The sequence below is a fragment of the Methylobacterium terrae genome (genome assembly GCF_003173755.1).
GTDB classification, from domain to species: Bacteria; Pseudomonadota; Alphaproteobacteria; order Rhizobiales; family Beijerinckiaceae; genus Methylobacterium; species Methylobacterium terrae.
This window is the reverse complement of record NZ_CP029553.1, coordinates 2,426,843-2,453,129: the sequence shown is the minus strand read 5'-3', so window position 1 is coordinate 2,453,129 and position 26,287 is coordinate 2,426,843. Positions and strand designations below refer to the sequence as shown.

At 72.1% G+C, this 26,287-nt stretch carries 18 protein-coding genes; 13 read left to right on the top strand and 5 right to left on the bottom strand.

All coding sequences use genetic code 11. The annotated features are described in order from the left end of the window. The first annotated feature begins 245 nt into the window (after positions 1-245). The 6 genes from DK419_RS11045 (at position 246) to fhuF (ending at position 11,561) form a co-directional block, all read left to right on the top strand. Positions 246-5,456, top strand: coding sequence for a DUF4082 domain-containing protein (locus tag DK419_RS11045; RefSeq protein WP_109959118.1), 5,211 nt, complete (start codon positions 246-248; stop codon positions 5,454-5,456). Positions 5,457-5,499: 43 nt separating this feature from the next. Further along, positions 5,500-5,814: a hypothetical protein gene (locus DK419_RS11040; protein ID WP_109959117.1), complete on the top strand. Its 315-nt coding sequence runs from the start codon at positions 5,500-5,502 to the stop codon at positions 5,812-5,814. A gap of 21 nt (positions 5,815-5,835) precedes the next feature. Continuing rightward, positions 5,836-7,974 carry a peptidase domain-containing ABC transporter gene (locus DK419_RS11035; RefSeq protein WP_109959116.1) on the top strand — a complete coding sequence of 713 codons (2,139 nt, stop codon included), beginning with the start codon at positions 5,836-5,838 and terminating at the stop codon, positions 7,972-7,974. Next, positions 7,971-9,437, top strand: a complete 1,467-nt coding sequence (locus DK419_RS11030) for an HlyD family type I secretion periplasmic adaptor subunit (protein WP_109959115.1) — start codon at positions 7,971-7,973, stop codon at positions 9,435-9,437. The genes DK419_RS11035 and DK419_RS11030 overlap by 4 nt, the downstream gene beginning before the upstream one ends. A 142-nt stretch (positions 9,438-9,579) precedes the next feature. Further along, positions 9,580-10,818, top strand: a complete 1,239-nt coding sequence (locus DK419_RS11025) for an MFS transporter (protein ID WP_109959114.1) — start codon at positions 9,580-9,582, stop codon at positions 10,816-10,818. Further along, complete coding sequence (gene fhuF / locus DK419_RS11020; RefSeq protein ID WP_109959113.1) at positions 10,815-11,561, top strand: siderophore-iron reductase FhuF; 747 nt, start codon at positions 10,815-10,817, stop codon at positions 11,559-11,561. The genes DK419_RS11025 and fhuF overlap by 4 nt, the downstream gene beginning before the upstream one ends. 25 nt (positions 11,562-11,586) lie before the next feature. Here the strand turns inward: fhuF and DK419_RS11015 are convergent, their stop codons facing one another. From DK419_RS11015 to DK419_RS10995, 5 genes are all read right to left on the bottom strand, one after another. Next, positions 11,587-12,753: a glutathionylspermidine synthase family protein gene (locus DK419_RS11015; protein WP_109959112.1), complete on the bottom strand. Its 1,167-nt coding sequence runs from the start codon at positions 12,751-12,753 to the stop codon at positions 11,587-11,589. Then, complete coding sequence (locus tag DK419_RS11010; RefSeq protein WP_109959111.1) at positions 12,753-13,400, bottom strand: DUF1190 domain-containing protein; 648 nt, start codon at positions 13,398-13,400, stop codon at positions 12,753-12,755. Before DK419_RS11010 ends, DK419_RS11015 begins: the two co-directional genes overlap by 1 nt. A gap of 6 nt (positions 13,401-13,406) precedes the next feature. Continuing rightward, complete coding sequence (locus DK419_RS11005; RefSeq protein ID WP_109959110.1) at positions 13,407-13,805, bottom strand: DUF350 domain-containing protein; 399 nt, start codon at positions 13,803-13,805, stop codon at positions 13,407-13,409. Between the two features lie 191 nt (positions 13,806-13,996). Further along, on the bottom strand, positions 13,997-15,694 hold the full coding sequence (locus DK419_RS11000; protein WP_245442904.1) for a methyl-accepting chemotaxis protein: 1,698 nt from the start codon (positions 15,692-15,694) through the stop codon (positions 13,997-13,999). 192 nt (positions 15,695-15,886) lie between these two features. After that, positions 15,887-16,786: a LysR family transcriptional regulator gene (locus DK419_RS10995; RefSeq protein ID WP_109959109.1), complete on the bottom strand. Its 900-nt coding sequence runs from the start codon at positions 16,784-16,786 to the stop codon at positions 15,887-15,889. Between the two features lie 191 nt (positions 16,787-16,977). Between DK419_RS10995 and DK419_RS10990 the strand changes: the two genes are divergently transcribed. From DK419_RS10990 to DK419_RS10960, 7 genes are all read left to right on the top strand, one after another. Beyond that, positions 16,978-18,549: an ABC transporter substrate-binding protein gene (locus DK419_RS10990; protein ID WP_109959108.1), complete on the top strand. Its 1,572-nt coding sequence runs from the start codon at positions 16,978-16,980 to the stop codon at positions 18,547-18,549. Positions 18,550-18,559: 10 nt separating this feature from the next. After that, entirely contained in the window at positions 18,560-19,474 is a 915-nt protein-coding gene (locus DK419_RS10985; protein WP_109959107.1) for an ABC transporter permease, read from the top strand. Next, the gene (locus tag DK419_RS10980; RefSeq protein ID WP_109959106.1) at positions 19,471-20,424 is read left to right on the top strand and encodes an ABC transporter permease; all 954 of its coding nucleotides are present in this window, start codon (positions 19,471-19,473) and stop codon (positions 20,422-20,424) included. The genes DK419_RS10985 and DK419_RS10980 overlap by 4 nt, the downstream gene beginning before the upstream one ends. 56 nt (positions 20,425-20,480) lie before the next feature. After that, entirely contained in the window at positions 20,481-21,896 is a 1,416-nt protein-coding gene (locus DK419_RS10975) for a M20 family metallopeptidase (RefSeq protein ID WP_109959105.1), read from the top strand. A gap of 108 nt (positions 21,897-22,004) precedes the next feature. Continuing rightward, the gene (locus DK419_RS10970; protein ID WP_109959104.1) at positions 22,005-23,618 is read left to right on the top strand and encodes an ABC transporter ATP-binding protein; all 1,614 of its coding nucleotides are present in this window, start codon (positions 22,005-22,007) and stop codon (positions 23,616-23,618) included. 109 nt (positions 23,619-23,727) lie between these two features. Next, positions 23,728-24,972: an aminotransferase-like domain-containing protein gene (locus tag DK419_RS10965; protein WP_109959103.1), complete on the top strand. Its 1,245-nt coding sequence runs from the start codon at positions 23,728-23,730 to the stop codon at positions 24,970-24,972. Between the two features lie 114 nt (positions 24,973-25,086). Next, entirely contained in the window at positions 25,087-26,064 is a 978-nt protein-coding gene (locus DK419_RS10960) for a catalase family peroxidase (RefSeq protein ID WP_109959102.1), read from the top strand. Positions 26,065-26,287: the final 223 nt, after the last annotated feature.

Below are 26,287 nucleotides of genomic sequence, written 5' to 3'. Positions count from 1 at the left end.
GATGCTTTCGCCGACTTGCGAAAGCCGGTCTCACCTTCGCGTCGGGCAGGTCTACGCCAACGCGCCGCGTCGCCGCATCAAAGCTCGTTCGGCCCCATCACGAAATACCGCCGAAAGGAGTAGGCGACAGTTGTCGCCCGCACCGAAAGGCTGTGTGCAGGGCCGGCCTAAGGCTCCTTTCACAATGAAGTTTCCAATGTGACAGTGCCGCTCATCGCGAATCCTTCTTGTCGAAAGCAGACGCCATGCTCTATTCGGACGAGACGACCGTCGATCCGGTGTTCAATCCCGTTCAGACCGGCGGCAATGCATCGTCCTCGGTCCCGGGTGTGGTCGAACCGGCGACCGCGAGCACGGCCACGACGGAGGATGCGGGCTCCGGATCGAAGGTCGCGGCGCTGACCGCTTCGGCCCCCGTCGGCTCGAGCGGCACGCCCGATGCAGCAAATCCAGCCCTTCTCGTCAGGGATCTCACGGTGACCACGGGCGCGGCAGCGGGCGCGCCGAACGTCGCGTTCTGCTGCGGCACCTGCGGCTACGTGAATTGCCCGTCCCGGATCCTCGAACTGCCGACCGGCAGCATCCTGTCCTCGAACGGCCAGCTCCCGGGCTACGGCAGCGGCGCGCCCGCGGGCGCCGCCACGACCCTGCCCGGCGGGGCGGAGACCGCCGCCACCGGCCCGTCGAAGAGCCAGATCTCGCGCCTGAGCGGCCCGATCACCAGCGCTGTCGCCGCCGCGAAGCCCACGGGCACGACCGGCAACTCGCTGACCGCATCGGGCAGCGCCACCGCCACGGCGAGCAACAAGATCGTCCTCGAGAACCAGAAGATCGGCAACCCGGTCAGCGAATGGGGCATCGACGGCTCGGGCGACGACAACATCGAGGGCTTCGCCACCGACATCAGCACGAACGTCGGCAACACCGTCAACTTCAAGATCAACACCGATTCGGCAAACTACCGGATCGACATCTACCGGCTCGGCTATTACGGGGGCCTGGGTGCGCGCAAGGTCCAGACGATCCAGCATACCGGGGTGCAGAACCAGCCGAACCCGTTGCGCGACGCGACGACCGGACTGGTCGATGCCGGCAACTGGTCGATCTCGGCATCGTGGACCGTGCCGACGGACGCGGTCTCGGGCGTCTACATCGCCAAGCTGACGCGCCAGGACGGCGTGGCCGGCGAGAACGAGATTCCGTTCATCGTCCGGGACGATTCGAGCCGCAGCGACATCATCTTCCAGACCGCCGACCAGACCTGGCAGGCCTACAACCCGTGGGGCGGGGCGAACTTCTACGGCGGCAACGGCCCGGCCACCGGCCAGGGCCAGGGGCGCGCCTACGCGGTCAGCTACAACCGCCCGATCACCACCCGGGGTGGCACACTCGCGGCCGGGCCACAGGACTATATCTACGGCGCCGAGTTCCCGGCGATCATGTGGCTGGAGCAGAACGGCTACGACGTCTCGTACATGTCGGGCGTCGATGCCGACCGCTACGGCAGCCTGCTCCTGAACCACAAGATGTACCTCGATGTCGGCCACGACGAGTACTGGTCGGGCCGGCAGCGCGACAACGTCGAGGCGGCACGGGACGCGGGCGTCAACCTGTCGTTCTGGAGCGGCAACGAGGTCTACTGGCGGACGCGGTTTTCCAACAGCATCAGCAGCGACGCCACGCCGTACCGCACGCTGGTCTCGTACAAGGAGACCTGGGGGGCGAACCAGAACCTCGACCCGACCAACCAGTGGACCGGCACTTTCCGCGATCCCCGCGGGCCGGCCGGGACGGTCGGCAACAACGACCCCGAGAATGCCCTCACGGGCACGATGTTCCAGGTCGATTCCTACGTTCTCGACACGATCCAGGTGCCCTACGACGACGCCAACCTGCGCTTCTGGCGCAATACCAGCATCGCCGGCCTGCAGCCGGGCCAGACCGCCTCGCTCAACCAGAACTACCTCGGCTACGAGTGGGACGAGGCGCCCGACAACGCCTCGGCGCCGGCTGGGCTGGTGCGCCTGTCCTCGACCACCCTCGACCAGACGACCTACCTCCAGGATTACGGCAACACCACCGGCAAGGGCACGGCGACCCACAGCCTGACGCTCTACCGGGCCCCGAGCGGTGCCCTCGTGTTCGGCGCCGGCACCGTCTACTGGTCCTGGGGCCTGTCGGCCAACCACGACAACGAGGCGACGCCGACCGACCCGCGGATCCAGCAGGCGATGGTCAACCTGCTCGCCGACATGGGCATCCAGCCAGGCACGCTCGACCCGAACCTGACCGCCGCCACCGCCTCGACCGACCACACCGCGCCGACCTCGACCATCACGACGCCGACGGCGGGCACCACCGTGTCGGCGTTCCAGACCGTGACCATCACGGGCACGGCGAGCGACGTCGGCGGCGTGATCGCGGGCGTCGAGGTCTCGACCGACAACGGCGTCACCTGGCGCGCGGCGAAGGGCGACGAGAACTGGAGCTACACCTTCGCGCCGCAGGTCAACGGCACCTACGTGATCCGCTCCCGGGCCACCGACGACAGCGTCAACATGGAGAGCCCGTCGGCCGGGCGGACCCTGACGGTGACGGCGCCGACCGCCCAGACGCTGTTTCCCGGCTCGGCGAAGCCCCAGGTCGTCAACACCGTCGACACCGATCCGGTCGAGCTCGGCGTCCAGTTCCAGAGCTCGACCGCCGGCACGATCAGCGGCATCCGCTTCTACAAGGGCTCCCAGGACATGGGGACCCATACCGGCACCCTGTGGTCGAGCACCGGCCAGAAGCTGGCGACCACGACCTTCACCAACGAGACCACCGATGGCTGGCAGACCGCCACCTTCTCGACCCCGGTGACCATCACCCCGGGCACCACCTACACGGCGTCCTACCATACCGACCGCGGCCATTATTCGAGCAGCGTCGGCTACTTTAGCACGCCGCTCACCAGCGGGTCCCTCACCGCCTCGACCAATAACGGTGTCTTCACCTACGCCAGCACCAGCGCCTTCCCGACCCAGACCTTCCAGAACACCAATTTCTGGGTCGACGTGCTGTTCAATCCCGGCGCCTCGACCCCCAACCAGTCGCCGACCGCAGTGAACGACACCGGCCTGGCGGTGACCCGCAACACGCCGATCACCTTCTCGACCTCGGCGCTGCTCGCCAACGACACCGACCCGAACGGCGACCCGCTCACCGTGACGAGCGTCACCAGCGGGACCGGCGGCACCGCCGCGCTCAACACCACGAACGCGACCATCACCTTCACGCCGGCTACCGGCTTCACGGGGGCGGCGAACTTCACCTACGCGATCTCGGACGGGCGCGGCGGCACCTCGTCGGCCAGCGTCGCCCTCACCGTCTCGGCCCCCGGCACCGGCCCCGTCAGCCTGTTCTCGTCCTCGGCGACGCCGGCCGCGACCAACACCAACGACACCAGCCCGGTCGAACTCGGCGTGAAGTTCCAGAGCTCGACCGCCGGGACGGTGAGCGCGATCAAGTTCTACAAGGGCACGCAGGATACCGGCACCCATACCGGCACCCTGTGGTCGAGCACCGGCCAGAAGCTCGCCACCGCGACCTTCACCAACGAGACCGCGAGCGGCTGGCAGACCGCCACCTTCTCGAGCCCGGTGACGCTGAGCCCGGGCGCGACCTACACGGCGTCCTACCACACCGATGCGGGCCGCTACTCGACGACCGCCAACGGCTTTGCCAGCGCGGTGACGAGCGGCCCGCTCACGGCGTCGTCCTCCGGCAACGGCGTCTTCGCCTATGGCGGCACCAGCGCCTTCCCGACCCAATCGTTCCAGAACACCAATTACTGGGTCGACGTGGTGTTCAATCCCGGCGCCACGGTCGCCAACCAGTCGCCGACCGCGGTGAACGACACCGGCCCGGCGGTGACGCAGAACACCCCCGTCACCTTCTCGACCTCGACGCTGCTCGCCAACGACACCGACCCGAACGGCGACCCGCTCACCGTGACGAGCGTCACCAGCGGGACCGGCGGCACCGCCGCGCTCAACACCACGAACGCGACCGTCACCTTCACGCCGGCTACCGGCTTCACGGGGGCGGCGAACTTCACCTACGCGATCTCGGACGGGCGCGGCGGCACCTCGTCGGCCAGCGTCGCCCTCACCGTCTCGGCCCCCGGCACCGGCCCCGTCAGCCTGTTCTCGTCCTCGGCGACGCCGGCCGCGACCAACACCAACGACACCAGCCCGGTCGAACTCGGCGTGAAGTTCCAGAGCTCGACCGCCGGGACGGTGAGCGCGATCAAGTTCTACAAGGGCACGCAGGATACCGGCACCCATACCGGCACCCTGTGGTCGAGCACCGGCCAGAAGCTCGCCACCGCGACCTTCACCAACGAGACCGCGAGCGGCTGGCAGACCGCCACCTTCTCGAGCCCGGTGACGCTGAGCCCGGGCGCGACCTACACGGCGTCCTACCACACCGATGCGGGCCGCTACTCGACGACCGCCAACGGCTTTGCCAGCGCGGTGACGAGCGGCCCGCTCACGGCGTCGTCCTCCGGCAACGGCGTCTTCGCCTACGGCGGCACCAGCGCCTTCCCGACCCAATCGTTCCAGAACACCAATTACTGGGTCGACGTCGTGTTCAACCCGAACAGCAGCGCCGCCAACCAGTCGCCGACCGCGGTGAACGACACCGGCCCGGCGGTGACCCGCAACACGCCGATCACCTTCTCGACCTCGGCGCTGCTCGCCAACGACACCGACCCGAACGGCGACCCGCTCACCGTGACGAGCGTCACCAGCGGGACCGGCGGCACCGCCGCGCTCAACACCACGGACGCGACCGTCACCTTCACGCCGGCCACCGGCTTCACGGGGGCGGCGAACTTCGCCTACGCGATCTCGGACGGGCGCGGCGGCACCTCGTCGGCCAGCGTCGCCCTCACCGTCTCGGCCCCCGGCACCGGCCCCGTCAGCCTGTTCTCGTCCTCGGCGACGCCGGCCGCGACCAACACCAACGACACCAGCCCGGTCGAACTCGGCGTGAAGTTCCAGAGCTCGACCGCCGGGACGGTGAGCGCGATCAAGTTCTACAAGGGCACGCAGGATACCGGCACCCATACCGGCACCCTGTGGTCGAGCACCGGCCAGAAGCTCGCCACCGCGACCTTCACCAACGAGACCGCGAGCGGCTGGCAGACCGCCACCTTCTCGAGCCCGGTCACCCTCGCGGCGGGCACGACCTACACGGCATCCTACCACACCAATGCGGGCCGCTACTCCAACACCGCCAACGCCTTCGCCAGCGCGGTGACGAGCGGCCCGCTGACCGCGCCGGCCAGCGACGCGTCGGGCGGCAACGGCGTCTTCGCCTATGGCAGCACCAGCCTGTTCCCGACCCAGTCCTTCAACCGGTCCAACTACTGGGTCGACGTCGTCTTCAATCCGTCCGCCGCGGCCTGACCGGACGCGCGGCTTCCAAAAACTGTCCCCCGAGGAGAACGCGATGATCCAGGAAACCTACACCGACGGCATCAGCGAGATCACCGTGACCGGCTCGATCGTCCGGGTCGACCTGATGAGCCTGTCGCCCTCCGAGCGCGACGCCAACGGCAACCCGGTGCCGGTGGTGCGCCAGCGCCTGATCCTGCCGGCCGACGCCTTTGCCAACGCCGCCGACCTGATGCAGCAGGTCAAGAACAGCCTGATCGAATCCGGCGTCATCAGCCCGGGACACACCGGGCAGGGTCTCGCGCCGCGGGACGCGGTGCCCTTCGCCGGCGCCCGCCCGGGGCGCAACACCTCGCCGAACTTCTCCTGATCTCCGTCGTCGGGCGCCGCCGTGGATACCGGACTGCACTGCCTCGTCGCCGTCGCGCGCCACCACGGCGTCGACCTCGATCCCGAGCGCCTCGCCCACGCCTTTGCCGTGGGGGACGAGGCGGTCTCCCCGTCGCGGCTGACCCGGATGGCGCGGGAGGTCGGCCTGCGGGCCGGCCGGACCCGCCTGTCCTTCCCGAGCCTCGCCGATCTCGGCGGCGCCTTCCCGGCGCTCGCCCGCCTCCGGAACGGCAACTGGGTCGTCGTCACCGGCGCCGACCGGCAGGCGGAGGCGCCGCGCCTCGTCGTGTTCGACCCCAAGGCCGAGCGGCACGAGCCTTTCCTGCTCGACGAGGCGGCCTTCTGCGCCGCCTGGGCCGGCGAGATGCTGCTGCTGCGGCCGAAGGCCCGCCGGCGCACCACGGACGGCCGGCGCCCGTTCGGGCTCCTGTGGTTCGTTCCCGAGATCCTGCGCCAGCGCCGGCTGTTCTCCGACGTGATCGTGGCGGCGCTCGCGCTCTACGCCGTCGGCCTCGCGGTGCCGCTGTTCTCCCAGCTCGTCATCGACCGGGTGCTGACCCACGAATCCTACGCGACGCTCACGGTGCTCGCCGGCGGCGTGGTGCTGGCGCTCGTCTTCGAGGCCTGCTTCACCTTCCTCAGGCGCTACCTGCTGCTCTACGCCTCGAACCGCATCGACATCCGGGTCGCGGTGAAGACCTTCGCCCACCTCCTCGGCCTGCCGCTCGCCCATTTCGAGCAGGTGCCGGCGGGCATCCTGGTCAAGCACATGCAGCAGGCCTCGCGGGTGCGCGAGTTCCTGACCGGGCGGCTGCTCACCACGGCGCTCGACGCCTGCTCGCTCCTCGTCTTCATTCCCGTTCTGCTGCTCTACAGCCCGAAGCTGACCCTGGTGGTGCTGGCCTTCACGGGCCTCGTCGCGCTCACCATCCTGGCCCTGATCGGGCCGTTCCGGCGCCGGCTCCAGGCGCTCTACGACGCGGAGGGCGAGCGCCAGGCCCTGCTCGTCGAATCGGTCCAGGGCATGCGCACCATCAAGTCCCTGGCGATGGAGCCGCTGCAGGGACGCCAGTGGGAGGATTCCTCGGCGCAGGCCGTGCAGATGCGCTACGGCGTCGAGCGGATCTCGGCGATCGCGCAGGCCGTCACGGGGTTGCTGGAGAAGCTCACCTCCGTGGCGATCATCGGCCTCGGCGCGCTCGACGTGTTCGACCGCTCGATGACGGTGGGCGCGCTCGTCGCCTTCAACATGCTGGCCGGCCGCGTCTCCGGGCCGCTCGTCCAGATGCTCACCATGGCGCACGAGTACCAGGAGGTGGCCCTCTCGGTCAGGATGCTCGGCGAGGTGATGAACCGGGCACCCGAGGCCGAGGGCCCGAGCCGCGGCCTGTGCCCGCCGGTGCGCGGCGAGATCACCTTCGAGGACGTGCGCTTCGCCTACGGGCCGGACCGGCCGCCCGCCCTCGATTCCGTGTCCTTCACGCTCGAGGCCGGCAGCATCGTCGGGGTGGTGGGGCGCAGCGGCTCGGGCAAGACCACCATCACCCGGCTGATCCAGCGGCTCTATCCCGTCCAGCAGGGGCTGGTGCGCCTCGACGGGCACGACATCCGCGAGATCGACCTCGCGCACCTGCGCCGCCAGGTCGGCGTGGTGCTCCAGGACAGCTTCCTGTTCCGCGGCACGGTGCGGGAGAACATCGCGGCGGCCAAGCCCTCGGCGAGCTTCGAGGAGATCGCCGAGGCCGCTCGCGCCGCGGGAGCCGACGAGTTCATCGAGCGCCTGCCGCGCGGCTTCGAGACGATGCTGGAGGAGAACGCCTCGAACCTCTCGGGCGGCCAGCGCCAGCGGCTCGCCATCGCGCGCGCCCTCGTGACCGATCCGCGGCTCCTCATCCTCGACGAGGCGACGAGCGCGCTCGATCCCGACAGCGAAGCGATCATCCGGCGCAACCTGCGCCGCATCGCCCGGGGCCGCACGGTGCTGATCGTGTCGCACCGCCTCGCCACCCTGGTCGACGCCAACGCGATCCTGGTGATCGACGGCGGCCGCCTCGTCGCGACCGGGCGCCACGACCAGCTGCTGACCTCCTGCACGACCTACCGCCACCTGTGGAACCAGCAGACGAGGCAGGCCGCATGAGCGCCCCCCAGACCCACGGAGGCTCCGGCGACGAGACCGCCCGGCCGGCGCTGGCCTCCGTGCCGGATTCCGAGCCCGCTCCCGCCAAGGCTCCGCCCCGCGGCGAGGTCGTGATCCTGCCCTCCCGGCGCCGGCCGGCGGTCGTCTCGGATTTCCAGCCCGACGCGCTCGCGGTCGAGGAGCGGGCGCCGCCCCGCGTCGCCCGGGCGACGCTCTACGCCGTCGCCGCCCTGCTGGCGACCGGCGTGACGTGGGCGTGCCTGTCGGAGATCGACGAGATCGCCAGCGCCCGGGGCCGGCTCGTCACCACGGTCCCCCACATCGTCGTCCAGCCGCTCGAGACGGCGGCGATCCGCTCGATCGCCGTCGCGGTCGGCCAGCCGGTCAAGGCCGGCGAGACGCTCGCCGTCCTCGACCCGACCTTCAGCGAGGCCGACGTGCAGCAGCTCACCGCCCGGCTCGCCGCGGCGGAGGCCCTGGTGGCGCGCCTCGAGGCCGAGTTCGACGAGCGCGAGGTCGCCTTCGACATGGCCCGACCCGAGCAGGCGCTCGAATCCCGCCTCGCCCGCCAGCGCAGGGCGCTGCGCGAGAGCCGCCTGCGCGGCCTCGACGAGGAGCTGGCCCGGGCCCGGACGAGCCTCGACCGCAACCGCCGCGAGGAGACGGTGCTGCTCGCCCGGCTCGAGGGCCTGCGCGAGATCGAGGGGATGCGCACGACGCTGCTCGAGCAGCAGATCGGCTCGAAGCTCAACCTGCTCCAGACCCGCGACGCCCGCCTCGACGTCGAGGCCTCGCTGGTGCGCACCCGCGGCGCCCAAGGGGAGGCGCGCCACGACCTCGCCAAGGCGACCGCCCAGCGCCAGGCCTTCCTCGACGAGACCGGCCGCACCGTGCTCGAAGCCCTGGCCGAGGCGCGCGAGAAGCGCACGATGGCCACGGAGGAGCTGCGCAAGGCGGCCCTCCGGCGCCAGCTCGTGACGCTGACCGCGCCCGCCGACGGCATCGTCCTCGACATCGCCCAGCGCGGCGCCGGCTCGGTGGCAAAGCAAGCCGAGCCGCTGTTCACCCTGGTGCCGGCGGGGAGCCCGCTCGAGGCCGAGGTGATGATCCATCCCCGCGACATCGGCCACGTCGCCAGCGGCCAGACCGCCCGGGTGAAGCTCGACGCCTTCCCGTTCCAGAAGCACGGCACCCTCTCGGGCCATGTCCGCACCGTGAGCCGCGACGCCTTCCCGTCCGACGCGGAGGGGCGCGGCAATCCCGGGCCGGGCCAGCCGCCCGCCCTGTTCTACCGCGCCCGCATCAGCCTCGACGACACGGCGCTCCGCGCCCTGCCCCAGGGCGCCGGCCTGATCCCCGGCATGGCGGTGCAGGGCGAGGTCCGGGTCGGGCAGAAGCGGGTGATCGCGTACTTCCTCTACCCGCTGATGCAGGTGGCCGACGAGGGCATCCGGGAGCCGTGAGGGCGGGGAGCGCGGGCGAATGCGCCGCCCTTGCGGGCCGCGCCCCGTCCTCGTAATCTGCAAGTCACTGGAACCAAAGAAGAATTAGTCTCATTCCAAACTACGCCCCCCTCCGGACGACGGCCGCGGGATCCGCCGTCCGGTGACGTCCTCCCTCGCGATCCGCGAGACGCGGGGCGTCCTCGCCGCCCTGCGCCCGCTCGGCCCCTTCTTCTGCCTCTACGTGACCTTCGGGGCCACGCTCGGCTTCCTGGCCGGCGGGGCGCCGCTGATCCTGCGGGCGCGCGGGCTCGACCTCGCCGAGGTCGGGCTCCTGCAGCTCATCAACCTGCCGGTCGGCCTGACCTTCCTGTGGGCCGCCCTCCTCGACCGGGTGCGGCTGCCGTTCCTCGGCCGGCGCCTCGGCTGGATCGTCGCGGCGCAAGGGTCCACGGTCGCGCTGCTGGCGGTCCTCAGCCTCGGCGAGCACTGGCCGCTCGCGGCCCTGCTGGCGCTCGCCGTCGCGATCTGCGCCTGCGCCGCCACCATGGACATCGCGCTCGAGGCCCTGGTGGTCGAGACGGTGCCGCCGGAGCGGCGGGCCTTCGTCGCCTCGGCCAAGCTCTGCGGCGCCTCGCTCGGCGGCATCCTGGGGGTCGGGGTGCTGGTCGGCTCCTACGACGCCCTCGGCTGGAAGGCGGCGGTGCTCGCCTGCGCGGCCCTCGACGCGCTCTGCCTCGTGCCGATCCTCGCCTATCCGGAGGCGCGGCGTCAGGGGCTCGGCGGCGTGCCGGAGCGCTGGTCCGGCTCGCTCGCCCGCCTGCGGGTGCTCGCCGGCCGCATCGCCGCGCTCGGCGCCTACTTCGCCGCCGCCTACCTCATCGCCGGGCCCAACACCCTGGCACTCCTCGATCTCGGGGTGCCGCTGGCCCGGGTCGGGGCGCTGACCGGCACCGTCCTGCCCGGGGTCAACCTCGTCATGGCGCTGGTGGCCGGCGGCCTGGCGGCCCGCTTCGGCACCGTGCGGCTCGTCGCGTTCGGCGGCCTCGGGGTGCTCGCCGCCGGCGGCCTGATGGCGGCGGCCTCCGCCCTGCGGTCCCAGGAGCTGGCGGTGACCGCCACGGTCCTGAACTTCGTCTTCGGCGGCTTCCTCGGGGTGCCGGTGTTCAACATGATCTACCGCTGGGCTCAAGGACCGCGGCCGGCCACCGACTACGCGCTCCTGTTCGGCGCCGCCTTCTTCGCCGCGATGCCGCTGCGGGTCGCCGCCCCGGCGCTCGCCGGCTGGGCGGGCTGGCCGGTCTACTTCGCGGCGACGATGCCGCTCTACGCCGCGGCGCTCGCCTGGCTCGTCCTCACGATCGCCCGCACCCTGCGGGCCGACCGGGCGGATGCGCGATGATCCCCGAGATCGCCGCGATCGTGCCGGCCTCGCTCGGCACCTACCGCGAGGGCGTGGCGGCGGGCCCCGGCGGGCCGGCCGCGACGCCCCTCGTCGCCCTGCGCGATCCCGCCGTGTTCGACGCCACGCTCGCCGCCTTCGAGGCCGGGCTCGGGGCGGCGCCGGGCACGACCGACCGGCGGGCCCTCGTCTCGTACTGGAGCCAGTTCTACCTCGCCCCGCTCGCCACCCCGGTCATGACCGCGCTGGTGCGCCTGAGGACACCGCTGCCGCTCGCCTTCGCGACGACGAGCCTCGAGCTCGACGCCGCCGGCCGCCCGGCCCGCTTCCTGGTGCAGCCCGAGGCGGCGCGGCCCTCGCCCTGCCGCTCCGCCGGGCAGGCCTCCCCGGGCCTCGCGGGCCTCGTCGAGGACCACCTGCGGCCCTTCGTCGAGCTGTGCCGGGCCCAGTGCGGCATCGCCCCCCGGGTGATCTGGGGCAACGCGGCGGTGATCCTCGACCACGTCGCGCGCGAGCTCGGCGAGCCCGAGACCCTGGCCTGCCCCGAGGTCGCGACCTGCCTCGGCTGGTGCGGCGGGCCTCCCTGCCCCCGCAATCCTCTCGCCCAGGCCCTGTGCGCGGCGGGCGGCGGGCGGCGGCGGCGCACCTGCTGCCTGCGCCGGCGCCTGCCGGGGGTGGCGTCCTGCGGGGCGTTGTGCCCGCTCAAGGAGACCGGGGCGTGCTGCGGGGCGGCGGCGACCTGAGCGCGGTCGCCTCCCGCGGGGACGATCACGGGTCGATGACGTGCGGCACGAAGCGGGCCCGGTCGGTGGTGATCGGGCCGTCGCCCTCGCGCAGGCACAGGCCGGCCGGCTCGTCCCCGACGATCCAGCTGCCGACCAGCGCGTGGCGACCCTCGAAGCGGGGCAGCGCGGCGAGGCCCTGGCGCACGTAGCCCTCGCCGCCATAGGGCCCCTCGACCCGCGCCGCGACCGCGCCGTCGCGCAGGATCAGGACGTTGGCGCCCTCCCGGGCGTAGAGCGGCTTCCTGACGAAGCTCCCGCCGAGGACGGCCCTGGCCGGGTCCGCCTCGAGGAAGGTCGGCAGCAGGTTCGGGTGGCCCGGCTCCATCGCCCAGAGGTGGGCGAGCATGCCCTTGTTGGACAGGACCGCCTTCCAGGGCGGCTCGACGAAGCGGGTCGGCGAGGCCCCGACCGCCCGGCCGAACGGGTCGGCGAAGACCCATTCCCACGGATAGAGCTTGAACAGGGCCTCGATCGGCCGCCCTTCCGCGTCCACGAACCATCCGTCGGAATCGAGGCCGATCGCCTCGAGCGGCAGGAAGGGCGCCGCGAGGCCGGCCTGGAGCGCGCAATCCTGCAGGTAGGCGACCGTGCCGCGATCCTCCGGCGCGTCGGCAAAGGCCGTGAAGGCGATGGCGCGGGTCGACGCGATCGCGGCGAAGCGCGCGACCAGCCGCTCGTGCAGGGCGTTGAACTGGTCGCAGCCCGCCGGCAGGCGGCCCCGGGCGAGCCCGTCCTCGAGCCAGAGCCACTGGAACACCGCGCTCTCGTAGAGGGCGGTCGGCGTGTCGGCGTTGTACTCGAGGAGCTTCGCCGGCCCGGTGCCGGCCCCGCCGTAGCTGAGGTCGAGGCGCCCGTAGAGCGCGGGGTCGCGCCGGCGCCAGCTCGCCCGGATCGCGTCCCAGGCGTGTTCGGGGATTCCCAAGGAGGCGAGGATGCCGCCATCCTCGACCGCCCGCTCGACGAAGGCGAGGCAGAGCGCGTGCAGCTCGCGGCTCGGCGCCTCGATGTCGTCCTCGATCTCCGCGAGGCCGAAGGCGTAGTGGGCGCTCTCGTCCCAGTAGGGCGCCCCGTCGAAGGAGTGGAAGTGGAAGCCGGCCCGGGCCGCGTGCTCGCGCCAGTCGGGCCGCTCTGGCGTGGCGACGCGGCGCATCAGCCGCCCCCGGATCCGTGCCCGCTCCCCATCGCCGCGACCGCCCGCCCGGTCCCGCCGAAGCCGCCGCGGGCGACGGTGCGCGGGCTCGAGGTCGTGCTGCGGGCGACCGCACTGGAGACGTGGACCCGCGAGGTGCCGCCCGCGGCGACGACCCGGGCACCCGAGCCGGTGCAGTAGCCGCCGGCCGTGCCGCCATGGGCGTGCCGCTCCTCCTCCGGGGCGTGGGCGTAGAGCGGCTGGACCGGCAGGTCCTGCTCCTCGGTCCGTCCCATCATGAAGGCGGCCATCACCGGGAGGAACCGGCCTTGCGCCGCCGGCGTCACCGTCGCGCCCGGGACGCAGCCGCCGCGGCCGTGGTGGCGCTCGCACTCCGCCGGGGTCTCGTAGCGCGGCGCGCTCGCCGCGTAGGCGGCGCGGGCGGCGGCCTCGGCCTCGGTGCAGGCCTGCTCGGTGCGGACCCGGTCGGCGATGCAGGCGCCGAGCGAGCCGTAGACGAGCACGTCCTCGTCGCGCTGCGAGGGGTCGAGGCGCGCGAGCCCGATCGCGGTGGCGCCGGCCCCGGCGACGAGCACCAGGGAGATGGCGGCCGAGCGCTTGGCGCGGCGGGCGGGATCCGGGGGAGAGGCGGGCGCGGGCTCGCTCATGACACCCTAGTAGGTCATCGAGGCGGCGTTCAGCACGCCGCCGGCGAGGGAGGCGGCGCCGAGCAGCAGGGCGGCCGCGATCCGATCGTCCTCGATCCGGCGCGACAGGTCCGGCAGGACGAGGCGGACCAGCCAGTAGACCCCGACCTGCACCACCAGCGCGACGAGGCCCCAGACCAGGCAATCGAGGACGGAGCGGGCGTTGTAGATCGCGACCGCCAGCGGCAGGGTGAAGCCGAGAAGGCTGCCGCCGAGCGACACCGACGCGGCCGTCACGTCCCGGCGGATCAGCGCGAGCTCGTTATGCGCCGTCGCGAGGGTGTAGACGACGAGGTAGAGGCCGGTCAGACCTGCGCCCGTGCCGAGATAGACGAGGAAGTCGGGAAGGCCCGCGATCGACGTCATGCCGTCGTCGTCTCGCCCGGGCCGCGCGCGCCGGCGGGCCTCTCGTCAAGCAGAGTGGGACGCAAGGTCCATCGCAACCCTATCGATCGACTCCGATCGTCGATTCGTCCGGCCAGTCTCGCGAGGGCGAGCCTGGCCGTCAACTCCACATCGCGGGGGAGAACCGCGACGGCACGGCGGCAGCGCAGTTCTCAGGCCGCCCGCACGGTACCGAGGAAGCGCGCCACCTCCGCCGAGAGGTGCTCGGACTGGCGCGACAGCTCGGAAGCCGAGGCGAGCACCTCGGAGGCGGCCGCCCCGGTCTCCTCCGCCGCCGCTGCGACGCCCGCGATGTTGCCCGTCACCTCGCCGGTGCCGGAGGCCGCCTGCGAGACGTTGCGGACGATCTCCTGGGTCGCCGCGCCCTGCTCCTCCACCGCCGCGGCGATCGAGGTCGCCACCCCCGAGATCTCCTCGATCCGCGCGGTGATCGTGCCGATCGCGCCGGCCGCCTGACCCGTCGAGGCCTGGATCGCCGCGATCTGGCTCGTGATCTCCTCCGTCGCGCGGGCCGTCTGGCCGGCGAGTTCCTTGACCTCCGCGGCCACCACCGCGAAGCCGCGGCCGGCAGCACCGGCGCGCGCCGCCTCGATGGTGGCGTTCAGCGCCAGCAGGTTCGTCTGCGCGGCGATCGAGGAGATCAGCCCGACCACGTCGCCGATGCGGGCGGTCGCCTCGGTCAGCGCCCGGACCTGGTGGGCGGTCTGTCCGGCCTCGGCGACCGCGGCCTGCGCCAGCCGCGCCGAGCCGTCGACCTGGCGGCCGATCTCCTGGACCGAGGCGCCGAGCTCCTCGGCCGCGGCCGCGACGGTGCCGACGTTGGAGGAAGCCTCCTCGGCCGCCGCCGCGACGGCGGTGGACTGGGCGGCGGTCTGGGTCGCGGTCGCCGTCATCGCCTGGGCGGTGGCCTGCAGCTCGGTGGCGGAGGCCGAGACCCGGCCGACGATGCCGCCGACCGCCTGCTCGAAGGCGTCCGCCATCCGGCGCATGCCGGCGCGGCGCTGCTCCTCGGCCGAGGCGCGGGCGAGGACGGTCTCCTCCTCCAGGGTTCGGGCCCGGATCAGGCCGTCCTTGAACACCTGCACGGCGGCCGCCATCGCGCCGATCTCGTCGCGTCGCTCCGCGCCGGGGATGGCGGTCGCGACATCCCCCGCCGCCAGCCGCCGCATCGCGTGATCGAGCTTGCGCAGGGGCGCGACCGCACGGCGCAGGCTGAGCCAGAGGATCGCGGCGCCGGCCAGAGCCATCGCGAGGCCGAGCCCGACGGACTGGCCCCGGATGCGGTCGAGCAGGGCGTAGTACTCGCTCTTCCTGACGCCCGCATAGAAGATGCCGATCACGCCGCCGCGGGCATCGCGGATCGGCTCGTAGATCGTCAGGTAGGGAATGCCGAGGATGACGGCCTCGCCGCGATACGTCTCGCCCCGGCCGAGGACCGCCTCGTGGACCGGACCGCGCGCGAGCCTGGTCCCGATGGCGCGGGAGCCGTCCGGGTTGAGGACGGTCGTGGCGATCCGCGTGTCGCCCGCGAACACCGTCGCGGTACCGCCCATCACGTCCCGCACGCGGTCGACCGCCGGCTCCGCCGCGCCGACGACGTGGGAGCCGATCGTCAGTCGCCCGTCCACCAGCGCGAAGTCGGCGGACGCGCCCTCGTCGGCGAGCGTCCGCTTCAGCAGCCGCACGTTGCCCTCGAGCGCGTCGGTCGCGTGGCGGAGCATCTCCGCCTCGACGTCCCGCAGCATCAGGCCGACCACGCCGGCCACCGCCAGCATGAGGACGATAGTCCCAATGATACTGCTGCGCATCGCGAGCGAGATGACGGTCAGGCGCAGGACACGGCTCACCATGGCGAAACGTTTCTCGATCTCGGTGGAACGGATACCGTGACAGCTATGGCGAAATATCTTTGAGACAAGGGCGCATGGCGGAACTTATCCTGGCAATTGGTGAGATCTAACGATCGTTAAACCGGAATTAGTTTTAACGGAGCGTAGTGACGTTAGAAGAGCGGCCTCGGTTCGGATGCGAGAAGGTCTCCCTCATCCCTCGACGCGCGGCAACGCCGCCACCAGAGCGGTCAGGAAGGCCTGCACCGCCCGCGGCAGGCGCCGGTCGCGCATGGTCTGGACCTCGATGCCGCGGGCGAGGCTGCGCCGCGACTGGATCGGCAGGGCCCGGAACGCGTCGCGCTCGACCTCGCCCTGGAGCGCGATCGACGAGACCAGGGTCAGCCCGCGGGTGCGGCGCACGAAGGGCAGCAGGGCCGAGAGGGCGTTCGCGGTCAGCACCGGCTCGATGGCGATGCCCTCCGCCGCGCAGGCCGCGTCGAGGATGGTGCGCAGCGTCGTGTCGCGGGGCAGGAGCGCGACCGGATGGGCGGCAACGTCGGTGAGGCCGATCAGCCGGCGCCCGGCGAGGGGATGGTCGGGTGCGCAGAGGGCGACCATGGCGAGGCTGGTGCGATAGGCGACCGCGACGTCGGCGGACGGCTCCAGGCTGAAGGTGATGCCGAGATCGGCATCGCCCTGGATCACCCGGTGGGTGACCTGGGCCGGCGGCAGCACGCTCAGCTCGAACCGGATGCCCGGATGGCGCCCGTGGAACTCGGCGACGAGGCTCGGGACGAGGTCGACCGCGAAGGCGTCGGTGCAGGCGACCCGCACCAGCCCTCGCCACAGGCCCTCCAGCTCGCGGATCTCGGTGACGACCTGCTCGGCGCTCGACAGGACCTGGTGGGCGTGGCGGGCCAGCAATTCGCCGGCCTGGCTCAGCACCATGCCGCGCGGCCGGCGCTCGAAGAGCGGGCAGGCGAGCTCGGCCTCGAGGTTGGCGACCTGGCGGCTGATCGCCGAGGGGGCGACGTTGAGCCGGCCGGAGGCCGCCGCGATCGAGCCGTCGCGGGCCACCGCCAGGAAGTAGCGCAACGCCGTGGTCTGCACCGTCCACTCCTGCCTTGCCGTTTCGGCAACGAACCTATCGACAAATTCGACTTGTTGCGATCGGATCTGCGCAACATCCTGGCACGATGAATTTTGCGGCAGTGCAACATGACGGGTGGCGACGCCCGCGCTGCCCCCGATCAGGCGGAGCCGACATGTCGACACGGATCGAAGCGGGGCGGGTTCGCAAGATGGGCCGAGGACTTGCGGGAAGAGGACTGGCGGGAAGAGGGCTGGCTGGAAGAGGGCTGGCGGGCGGGTTGCTCGCGGGCCTCCTCCTCGCCGGGGCGGCGGGCCCGGCGCTCGCCGGCAAGGCCGACGACACGCTCGTCTACGCCTCGGACAGCGAGCCGGAGAACCTGAGCCCCTACCACAACAACCTGCGCGAGGGGGTGATCCTCGCCCGCAACGTCTGGGACACTCTCCTCTACCGCGATCCGAAGACCGGCGCGCATCAGCCGATGCTCGCCACCGCCTGGACCTGGGTCGACCCGGTCACCCTCGACCTGACGATCCGCGACGGCGTGACCTTCCACAACGGCGATCCCCTGACGCCCGAGGACGTCGCCTTCACGTTCAACTACGTACTGACGCCCGAGGCGAAGATCATCACCAAGGGCAACGTCGACTGGATGAAGTCGACCGAGGTGACCGGGCCGCACGGCGTGCGCATACACCTCAAGGCGCCGTTCCCGGCCGCCCTCGAATACCTGTCCGGCCCGACCCCGATCCTGCCGGCCGCCTACTTCAAGAAGGTGGGCCTCGACGGCTTCAGCAAGGCCCCGGTCGGCACCGGCCCCTACCGCATCGTCTCCGCCGAGAGCGGCAAGGGCGTGAAGATGGTGCGCAACGATAAGTACTGGCCCGGCAGCCCGGCGGGCAAGGCGAAGATCGGCAAGCTCGAGTTCCGCATCATCCCGGACGGCGACAGCCGGATGGCCGAATTGATGACCGGCGGCATCGACTGGATCTGGCGCGTGCCGACCGACCAGGCCGAGCAGCTGAAGCGCGACCCGACGCTGACCGTCGTCTCCGCCGAGACGATGCGGGTCGGCTTCCTGCAATTCGACGTGCTGGGCCGCGCGGTCGCGAACTCGCCCCTCAAGGACGTGCGGGTGCGCCAGGCGATCTCCTACGCCATCGACCGCAAGGCGATGGTCGACAACCTGGTGCGCGGCGGCTCCCGGGTGATGAACGCGCTGTGCTTCATCGAGCAGTTCGGCTGCACCGACGCGGGCGTGCCGGCCTATCCCTACGACCCGGCCAAGGCGCGGGCGCTCCTCAAGGAGGCCGGCTACGCGAACGGCTTCGACATCGACCTCACGGCCTATCGCGAGCGCGACTACGCCGAGGCGGTGATCGGCTACCTGCGCGCCGTCGGCATCCGGGCGAAGCTCAACTACCTGCGCTACGCCGCCATGCGCGACGCGATGCGGGCCGGCAAGACCTCGATCGGCTACCAGACCTGGGGCTCGTTCTCGATCAACGACGTCTCGGGCTTCACCGGGATCTACTTCCGCGGCGGCGAGGAGGACCTGGCCCGCGATCCGACCGTGATCGCCGACCTCCAGGCCGGCGACACCAGCGTCGATCCGGCCGCCCGCAAGGCGAAGTACGCCGAGGCGCTCAAGCGCATCGGAGCGCAAGCCTACGCCCTGCCGATGTTCTCCTACCCGTCGAACTACGCCTTCACGGCCGACCTCGACTTCGCCGCGCAGACCGACGAGGTGCCGCGCTTCTACGCGGCCTCCTGGAAGAAGTAGGGGCTGCGCCGTGCTCCGCTTCGCGCTGCGGCGCCTCCTGGTGGCGGTCGGCGTCGCGCTGACCGTCTCGATGGCGAGCTTCCTGCTCCTCCACCTCTCGGGCGACCTCGCCACCGCCATCGCCGGCCCGGAGGCGACGGGCGAGCAGGTCGCGGCGATCCGCGCCCAGCACGGGCTCGACCAGCCCTTGGTGGTCCAGTTCGGGTCCTGGGGCTGGCACGCGCTCCACCTCGATTTCGGGCGCTCGTTCTACTTCCCCGAGCAGGTGACCGACCTGCTCGCCGCCCGCCTGCCGGTCACCCTGACCCTCGGCGTGATCGCGCTCGCGGTGGCGCTCCTCGTCGCCATCCCTCTCGGGGTCCTGGCGGCGTTCCACCGCGACACCTGGATCGACCGGACGGCGCTCGCCGTCTCGGTGCTCGGGCAGGCGATGCCGAGCTTCTGGTTCGGCCTCACCCTGATCCTGATCTTCTCCGTCAACCTGCGCTGGCTGCCGGTCTCCGGCAACGCGACCTGGAAGCACTTCATCCTGCCGGCGGTGGCGCTCGGCTACTACGCGATGCCGGCGGTGATGCGGGTCACCCGCAACGGAATGCTGGAGGTGCTGTCCTCCGACTACGTCCGCACCGCCCGCGCCAAGGGGCTGCCCCCGCGCAAGATCCTGATCCGCCACGCGCTCCGCAACGCGGTGATCCCCGTGATCGCGCTCGCCGCGGTGCAGTTCGGCTTCATGCTCGGCGGCTCGATCGTGATCGAGGCGGTGTTCTCGCTCCAGGGCCTCGGCCAGCTCGCCTGGGAATCGATCGCCCGCAACGACTTCCCCGTCGTCCAGGCGATCGTGCTGGTGCTGGCGATGATCTACATCGCGCTGACGCTGGCCGCCGACCTCCTCAACGCCCTGCTCGATCCGAGGCTGCGCGCATGACCGTCCGGCCCGCCTCCCCCCTCGCCCGAGCGCCGGCGACGGCATCGCCCCCTGCCGAGACCGCCCTGCCAGAGACCGCCCTGCCCCCTTCGCGCTCGCCCGCCGCCATCGCGCTCGGGCGCGGGCTGTCCCACGGCGGCTTCCTGATCGGTGCCGGCATCGTCGGGCTCATCCTGCTCGCGGCGCTCGCCGCGCCCCTGATCGCCCCGCACGACCCCTACGCCCAGGACGTGTCGCGCCGGCTGATCCCGCCGTTCTGGCACGCCAAGGGCAGCGCCGAGCACTGGCTCGGCACCGACAAGCTCGGGCGCGACTATCTCAGCCGCCTGATCTACGGCAGCCAGATCTCGCTGCTGATCGGCCTCTCGGCCGCCCTGATCTCGGGGGTGATCGGCACCACGCTCGGGGTGCTGGCCGGCTATTACGGCGGCCGGGTCGACGCGGTGGTGAGCTACGTCGTCACCACGCGGCTCGCGATGCCGGTGGTGCTCGTGGCTTTGGCCATGGCCTCGCTGGTCGGCGGCTCGCTGAAGGTCGTGGTGCTGGTGCTCGGCCTCCTGCTCTGGGACCGCTTCGCGGTGGTGACCCGCGCGGCGACCCGGCAGGTGCGGGCCCAGGACTTCGTCGCCGCGGCCAGGGCCTCGGGCTTCGGGCCGGTGCGGATCCTCGCCCAGGAGATCCTGCCCAACATCCTCAACGCGCTGATCGTGGTGGCGACCCTGGAGATGGCGCACGCGATCCTGCTCGAGGCGGCGCTCTCCTTCCTCGGCCTCGGCGTGCAGCCGCCGCTGCCGTCCTGGGGGCTGATGATCGCCGAGGGCAAGCAGTACATGTTCTTCCAGCCCTGGGTCATCACCATCCCGGGCGTGGCCCTGCTGGTCCTGGTGCTCGGCATCAACCTGCTCGGCGACGGGGTGCGCGACATCACCGCGCCGGAAGGGCGGCATTGAGCACCGGTCGAGACCTGACGTTCGTCCTTCCCACTCGCTTACGGAAAGTCCTGCCCATGTCGCGACGCGACGCCATCGCGCTGGCCCACCGGCACTACGACGACGGCGATTTCCTCGCCGTGCTGCGCCGGGCGGTCGCCCTGCCGACCGAGAGCCAGGCCCCGGACCAGGGGCCGGCGCTCGCCGCCTATCTCGACCGGTTCATGATCCCGCTGGCGACGCGGCTCGGCTTCGAGACCCGGATCGTCGAGAACCCGAAGGCGGGCCAGGGACCGTTCCTGATCGCCACCCGGCACGAGGGCGACGACCTGCCGACGGTGCTCACCTACGGCCACGGCGACACGGTGCGGAACTACCCCGAGCAGTGGCGCGCCGGGCTGCACCCGCTCGAGGTCGTGGTCGAGGGCGAGCGGTGGTACGGGCGCGGCACCGCCGACAACAAGGGCCAGCACCTGATCAACCTCGGCGCCCTCGAGGCGGTGATGCAGGCCCGCGGCGGCAAGCTCGGCTTCAACGTCAAGCTACTGATCGAGATGGGCGAGGAGGCCGGCTCGCCGGGCCTGCGCGAGGTCTGCCGCGCGGAAGGCCCGGCGCTCAAGTCCGATCTCCTCATCGCCTCCGACGGGCCGCGGATCGAGGCCGCGCGGCCGACGATGTTCCTCGGCTCCCGCGGCGGCTACACCTTCGAGCTGGTGGTGGACCTGCGCGAGGGCGGCCACCATTCGGGCAATTGGGGCGGGCTCCTGCGCAACCCCGGCACGGTGCTGGCGAGCGCCATCGCGAGCCTCGTCGACGGGCAGGGTCGCATCCTCCTCGACGCGTTCCGCCCGCCGCCGATCCCCGAGGGGGTGCGCGCCGCCCTCGCCGACATCACGGTCGGGGGCGACCCGAACGCCCCGGCGATCGACGAGGGCTGGGGCGAGCCCGGCCTCTCCCCGGCCGAGCGGGTCTTCGGCTGGAACACCCTGGAGGTGCTGGCCTTCAAGTGCGGCGACCCGGACGGGCCGCAGAACGCCGTGCCGCCCTCCGCCAAGGCGACGATGCAGCTGCGCTTCGTCGTCGGCACCGACTGGGAGAACTTGCTGCCGGCGATCCGCCGGCACCTCGACGCCAAGGGCTTCCCGATGGTCGAGGTGCGGCAGGCCCGCACCGAGGTCTTCCGCGCCACCCGCCTGCCGGTCGAGGATCCGTGGGTGGCTTGGGCGCTGGCCTCGATCGAGGCCAGCACGGGCAAGCGCCCGGCCCTGCTGCCGAACCTCGGCGGCTCGCTGCCGAACGACGCCTTCTCGGAGATCCTCGGGCTTCCGACGCTGTGGGTGCCGCATTCCTACCCGGCCTGCTCGCAGCACGCGCCGGACGAGCACCTGCTCGGAGCGCCGACACGCGAGGCGCTGGGGCTGATGGCGGGGCTGTTCTTCGACCTCGGCGAGACCGGGCCGGCGGTCCTGGCCGGGCGGAAGGCCGCGGCCTGAGAGGCCGGACCGCCCGGCACCGCGATCCCGGAACGCTCAGCCATCCCGTTCCGGGTAGGGACGATACGGCACGAACGGCCTGAATGATCGGGCATCCAAGGGGCAGAGATGAGCGAACCGATCGTCCAGATCCGCAACCTGACCCTCGCCCTGCCGGCGGGCGCCGACCGGCCGCACGCGGTCGAGGATCTGAGCCTCGACCTGATGCCGGGGCGGATCCTCTGCGTCGTCGGCGAATCCGGCTCGGGCAAGTCGATGAGCGCCTACGCGCTCACCGGCCTGCTGCCGCGGGCGCTGACGATGGCGGGCGGCGAGATCCGGTTCGAGGGCCGGGACCTCCTGCGCCTCGACGAGCGCGCCTGGCGCTCCTTGCGCGGCCGGCGGATCGCGATGATCTTCCAGGAGCCGATGACGGCGCTCAACCCGGTGATGCGGATCGGCGACCAGATCGCCGAGATGTTCGAGGCCCACGACCTCCTGACCCCGCGGGAGCGGCGCGCCCGCGCGGTGGCGCTCGCCCGCGAGGTCGGCCTGCCGCAGCCGGAGCAGATCGTGAGATCCTATCCGCACCAGCTCTCGGGAGGGCAGCGCCAGCGGGCGATGATCGCGATGGCGCTGGCGCTCGAACCCGCGGTGCTCGTCGCCGACGAGCCGACGACGGCCCTCGACGTGACGACCCAGGCGCAGATCCTCAAGCTGATCCGCGACCTCCAGACCCGCCGCAACATGGCGGTCCTGTTCATCACCCACGATTTCGGCGTGGTGGCCGACATCGCCGACCACGTCGCGGTCCTCCAGCGCGGCCGGCTGGTCGAGGCCGGCCCGGCCGAGGCGGTCCTGCGCCGCCCGCAGGCCGCCTACACCAAGGCGCTGCTCGCCGCGGTGCCGAGCCTGACCCCGCCCGAGCGGGCGCCGATCACCGGGGCGCCGGTCGCCCTGTCGGTCTCGGGTCTCGCCAAGACCTACGCGACGGGCGGCGGCCTGTTCGGCAAGCCGCGGGTGGTGGCGGCGGTCAAGGAGGTCGGCTTCGACGTGCGCCGGGGCGAGACCCTGGGCCTCGTCGGCGAATCGGGCTCCGGCAAGTCGACCACCGCGCGGCTGGCGATCCGGCTGATCGAGCCCGATCACGGCACGGTGCGCCTCGGCAGCCTCGATTTCACGGCGCTCGGGGCCACGCAGCTCCGCGACGAGCGCAGGCGGATCCAGATGATCTTCCAGGACCCCTTCGCCTCGCTCAACCCCCGCCGCACCGTCGAGCAGATCATCGCCGGCGGTCCCATCGCCCACGGCACCCCGTCCAGCCGGGCCCGGGCGAGGGCGCGCGAGCTCCTCGACCTCGTCGGCCTGCCGCCGAGCGCCGCCGGGCGCTACCCGAACGCCTTCTCGGGCGGCCAGCGCCAGCGCATCGGCATCGCCCGCGCGCTCGCGATGGAACCGGACGTGCTCGTCGCCGACGAGGCGGTCTCGGCCCTCGACGTCTCGGTCCAGGCCCAGGTGCTGGCGCTCCTGGAGGACCTGAAGGCGCGCCTCGGCATCGCGATGCTGTTCATCACCCACGACCTGCGCGTGGCGGCGACGATCTGCGACCGGATCGCCGTGATGCACCGGGGCGAGATCGTCGAGATGAACCGGACCGCAGAGTTGTTCCGGGCGCCCGAGCATCCCTACACCCGCAGCCTGCTGGCGGCGGTGCCGGGGGCGACGTTCGCCGAACCGGCGTGAGGGGCGGGACGAGATCGCACGGCGAACGCCCGCATCCGGTGGTAGAGGGTCGGAACGGCCCGGGCGGTGATTCCCGGTCCCTCATCCCCGAACCCGCGAGCCGACCTCGATGGCGCCGTCCTCCCCCCTGCCCGCCAGCACCGCGACGCGGCCGGCCTTCGCCCGGTGGATGGGCACGACGAACCAGATCACCCGCACGTTCCTCGCCGCCGGCGCGATCCCCGGCCTGATCAACGTCGCCGGCGGCCTGCCCGACCCGACGATCTTCCCGACCGAGCGGCTCGCCGAGTTCGCCCGCCGGGCGGTGGCCGAGCATCCGGACGAGGTGCTGAGCTACGGCCCGGTCGAGGGGCTGGCGGCCCTGCGCGACGCCCTCGCGCGCCGCTTCGGCTCCCCGGCCCTGCCGCTGACGCGCGACAACGTGCTGGTGACCACCTCCGGGATGCAGGGCCTCGACCTGATCGGCAAGGTGCTGCTGGAGGACGGCGGCCTGGTCGCCGGCCAGTACCCGACCTATCTCGGCGCCCTCGATGCCTGGCGCCCGCGCGCGCCGTCGTTCCGCAACCTCGTGCTGGAGGCGCCGGGCTTCGACCCGTTCGAGGCCGTCGCGGGGGCGCAATTCGCCTACGCGGTGCCGAACTTCTCGAACCCCACCGGCCGGATGGTCGATCTCGCCACGCGCCGCGCCCTCGTCGCGGCGGCGCATCGGACCGGGACCTGGCTCGTCGAGGACGATCCCTACGGCACGCTGCACTACGACGGCGCGGCGCTGCCGCGGCTGATCGAGCTCTCGGCGCAAGCCGCACCCGGCGAGCCCTATGCCGGCCCGGTGATCTCCATGGGTACGCTCTCGAAGGAGATCGCGCCGGGCCTGCGCGTCGGCTGGGTCGTCGCGGCACCGGCGATGATCGAGGCGCTGACGCTCGCCAAGCAGGGCTCGGACCTGTGCACCAGCGGCGTGACCCAGCGCGTCGCGCTCGCGGCGATCGAGTCGGGGCTCGTCGACGAGATCCGGCCGGCGCTCGTCGCCCTGTACCGCAGCCGCCGGGACGCGCTCTGCGCCGCGCTCTCGGCCCATCTCTCCGACTGGTTCGACTGGGAGGTGCCGGTCGGCGGCATGTTCGTCTGGGCGGTCGCGAAGGACCCCGCCCTCGACACCGACGCGCTGCTGCCCCACGCGCTGTCGGCCGGGATCTGCTTCTCGCCGAGCAGCGTCTTCGACGCGACGGGAGCGAACCGGCGCGGCATGCGGCTCAACTTCACCCTCAACCCGCCGGAGCGGCTGGACGAGGGAATGCGGCGCCTCGCGACGGCGGTCGCGGCGTTGCGACGGTCGCGCGGCGGGGCCGCCTGATCCGGGCGCGCGGCGTGCGGATCGGAAACGGTCCGGACACCGATTGGAATTAGTCTTGCAAGAAAGTTGCGCGCAATTCAAAGTCACCCTCGGCAATCCCGAGGAAACGCCCCCATGATCCGGTCCCTCTCCGTCCTGGCCAGCGCCGCCGTGCTGGCCTCCCTCGCCGCGCCCGCCCCGGCCGAGGAAGTCGATCCCGGCGCCATCGTCGCCCTGCAATTCGCCCTCAGCGGCGACCACAAGGGCGTGCGCGCGAGCGGCGCCAAGGGCGTCTGCCTGAAGGGCACCTTCACGCCCGCCGCCGACGCGGCGAGCCTGTCGAAGGCGCCGCAATTCGCCAAGGCCGTGCCGGTCACCGCCCGCTTCTCGATGGGCGGCGGCAACCCGAAGATCTCGGACAAGACCAAGCCGACCACCCGCGGCTTCGCGATGCGGATGCAGGACCCGGCCGGCGACCTGACCTTCGTGATCATCTCCGCGCCGGTCTTCTCGACGAGGACCCCGGCGCAGCTGCTCGAGTTCCTGCAGGTCCGGGCGCCTGGGCCGGACGGCAAGCCGGACCCGGAGAAGATCAAGGCCTTCGCGGCGAAGAACCCGGAGACCGGCCGCCAGGCCGCGTGGCTCAACGCGCGGCCGGTGCCGGCGAGCTTCGCGGGCACCGATTACTGGGCGGTGCACACCTACACGCTGACCAACGCCAAGGGCGAGGCGACGAAGGCCCGGCTCACGTTCGTCGCCGCCGACAAGGCGACGCTGTCGGACGACGAGCTGAAGGCCAAGCCCGACAGCTTCTACGCCGACGAGCTGAAGGAGCGGCTGGCCCGGGGCCCGGCGAAGTTCGACCTCGTGGCGATCCTGCCCGAGCCGGGCGACCCGACCACCGACGTCACCGCGGACCTGCCGGAGGGGCGCAAGACCCGCACGCTCGGCACCCTGGCGATCGCCGGCATCGAGCCCGATGCCACCTGCGACGCCGCGACGTTCGAGCCGGTGGTCGACCTGCCCGAGGGCATCGCCGGCCCGGCCGACGACCCGATGTTCGCGATCCGCTCGCCGGCCTACGCGGTGTCGCTGTCGCGGCGCTCGAACTGAGCCGCGTCGGGCCGGGAGGGCGGCGCCCTCCCGGCCCGACGATGCGCCGACCTCTCCCCGCCCCCGTCGCGCAAGGCGGCGGGGGAAGAAATTCGTGCCACGTCCGATCCGCACCGCCGTACCGCGTGACGAGATCCCGGCGGGGAGGGTCGCGGGCTCCGCACCTCCCCGATGCGCCCTGATTCCGCGCCGCCGGCACCGCCGCTCCATCGACCATCGCGCG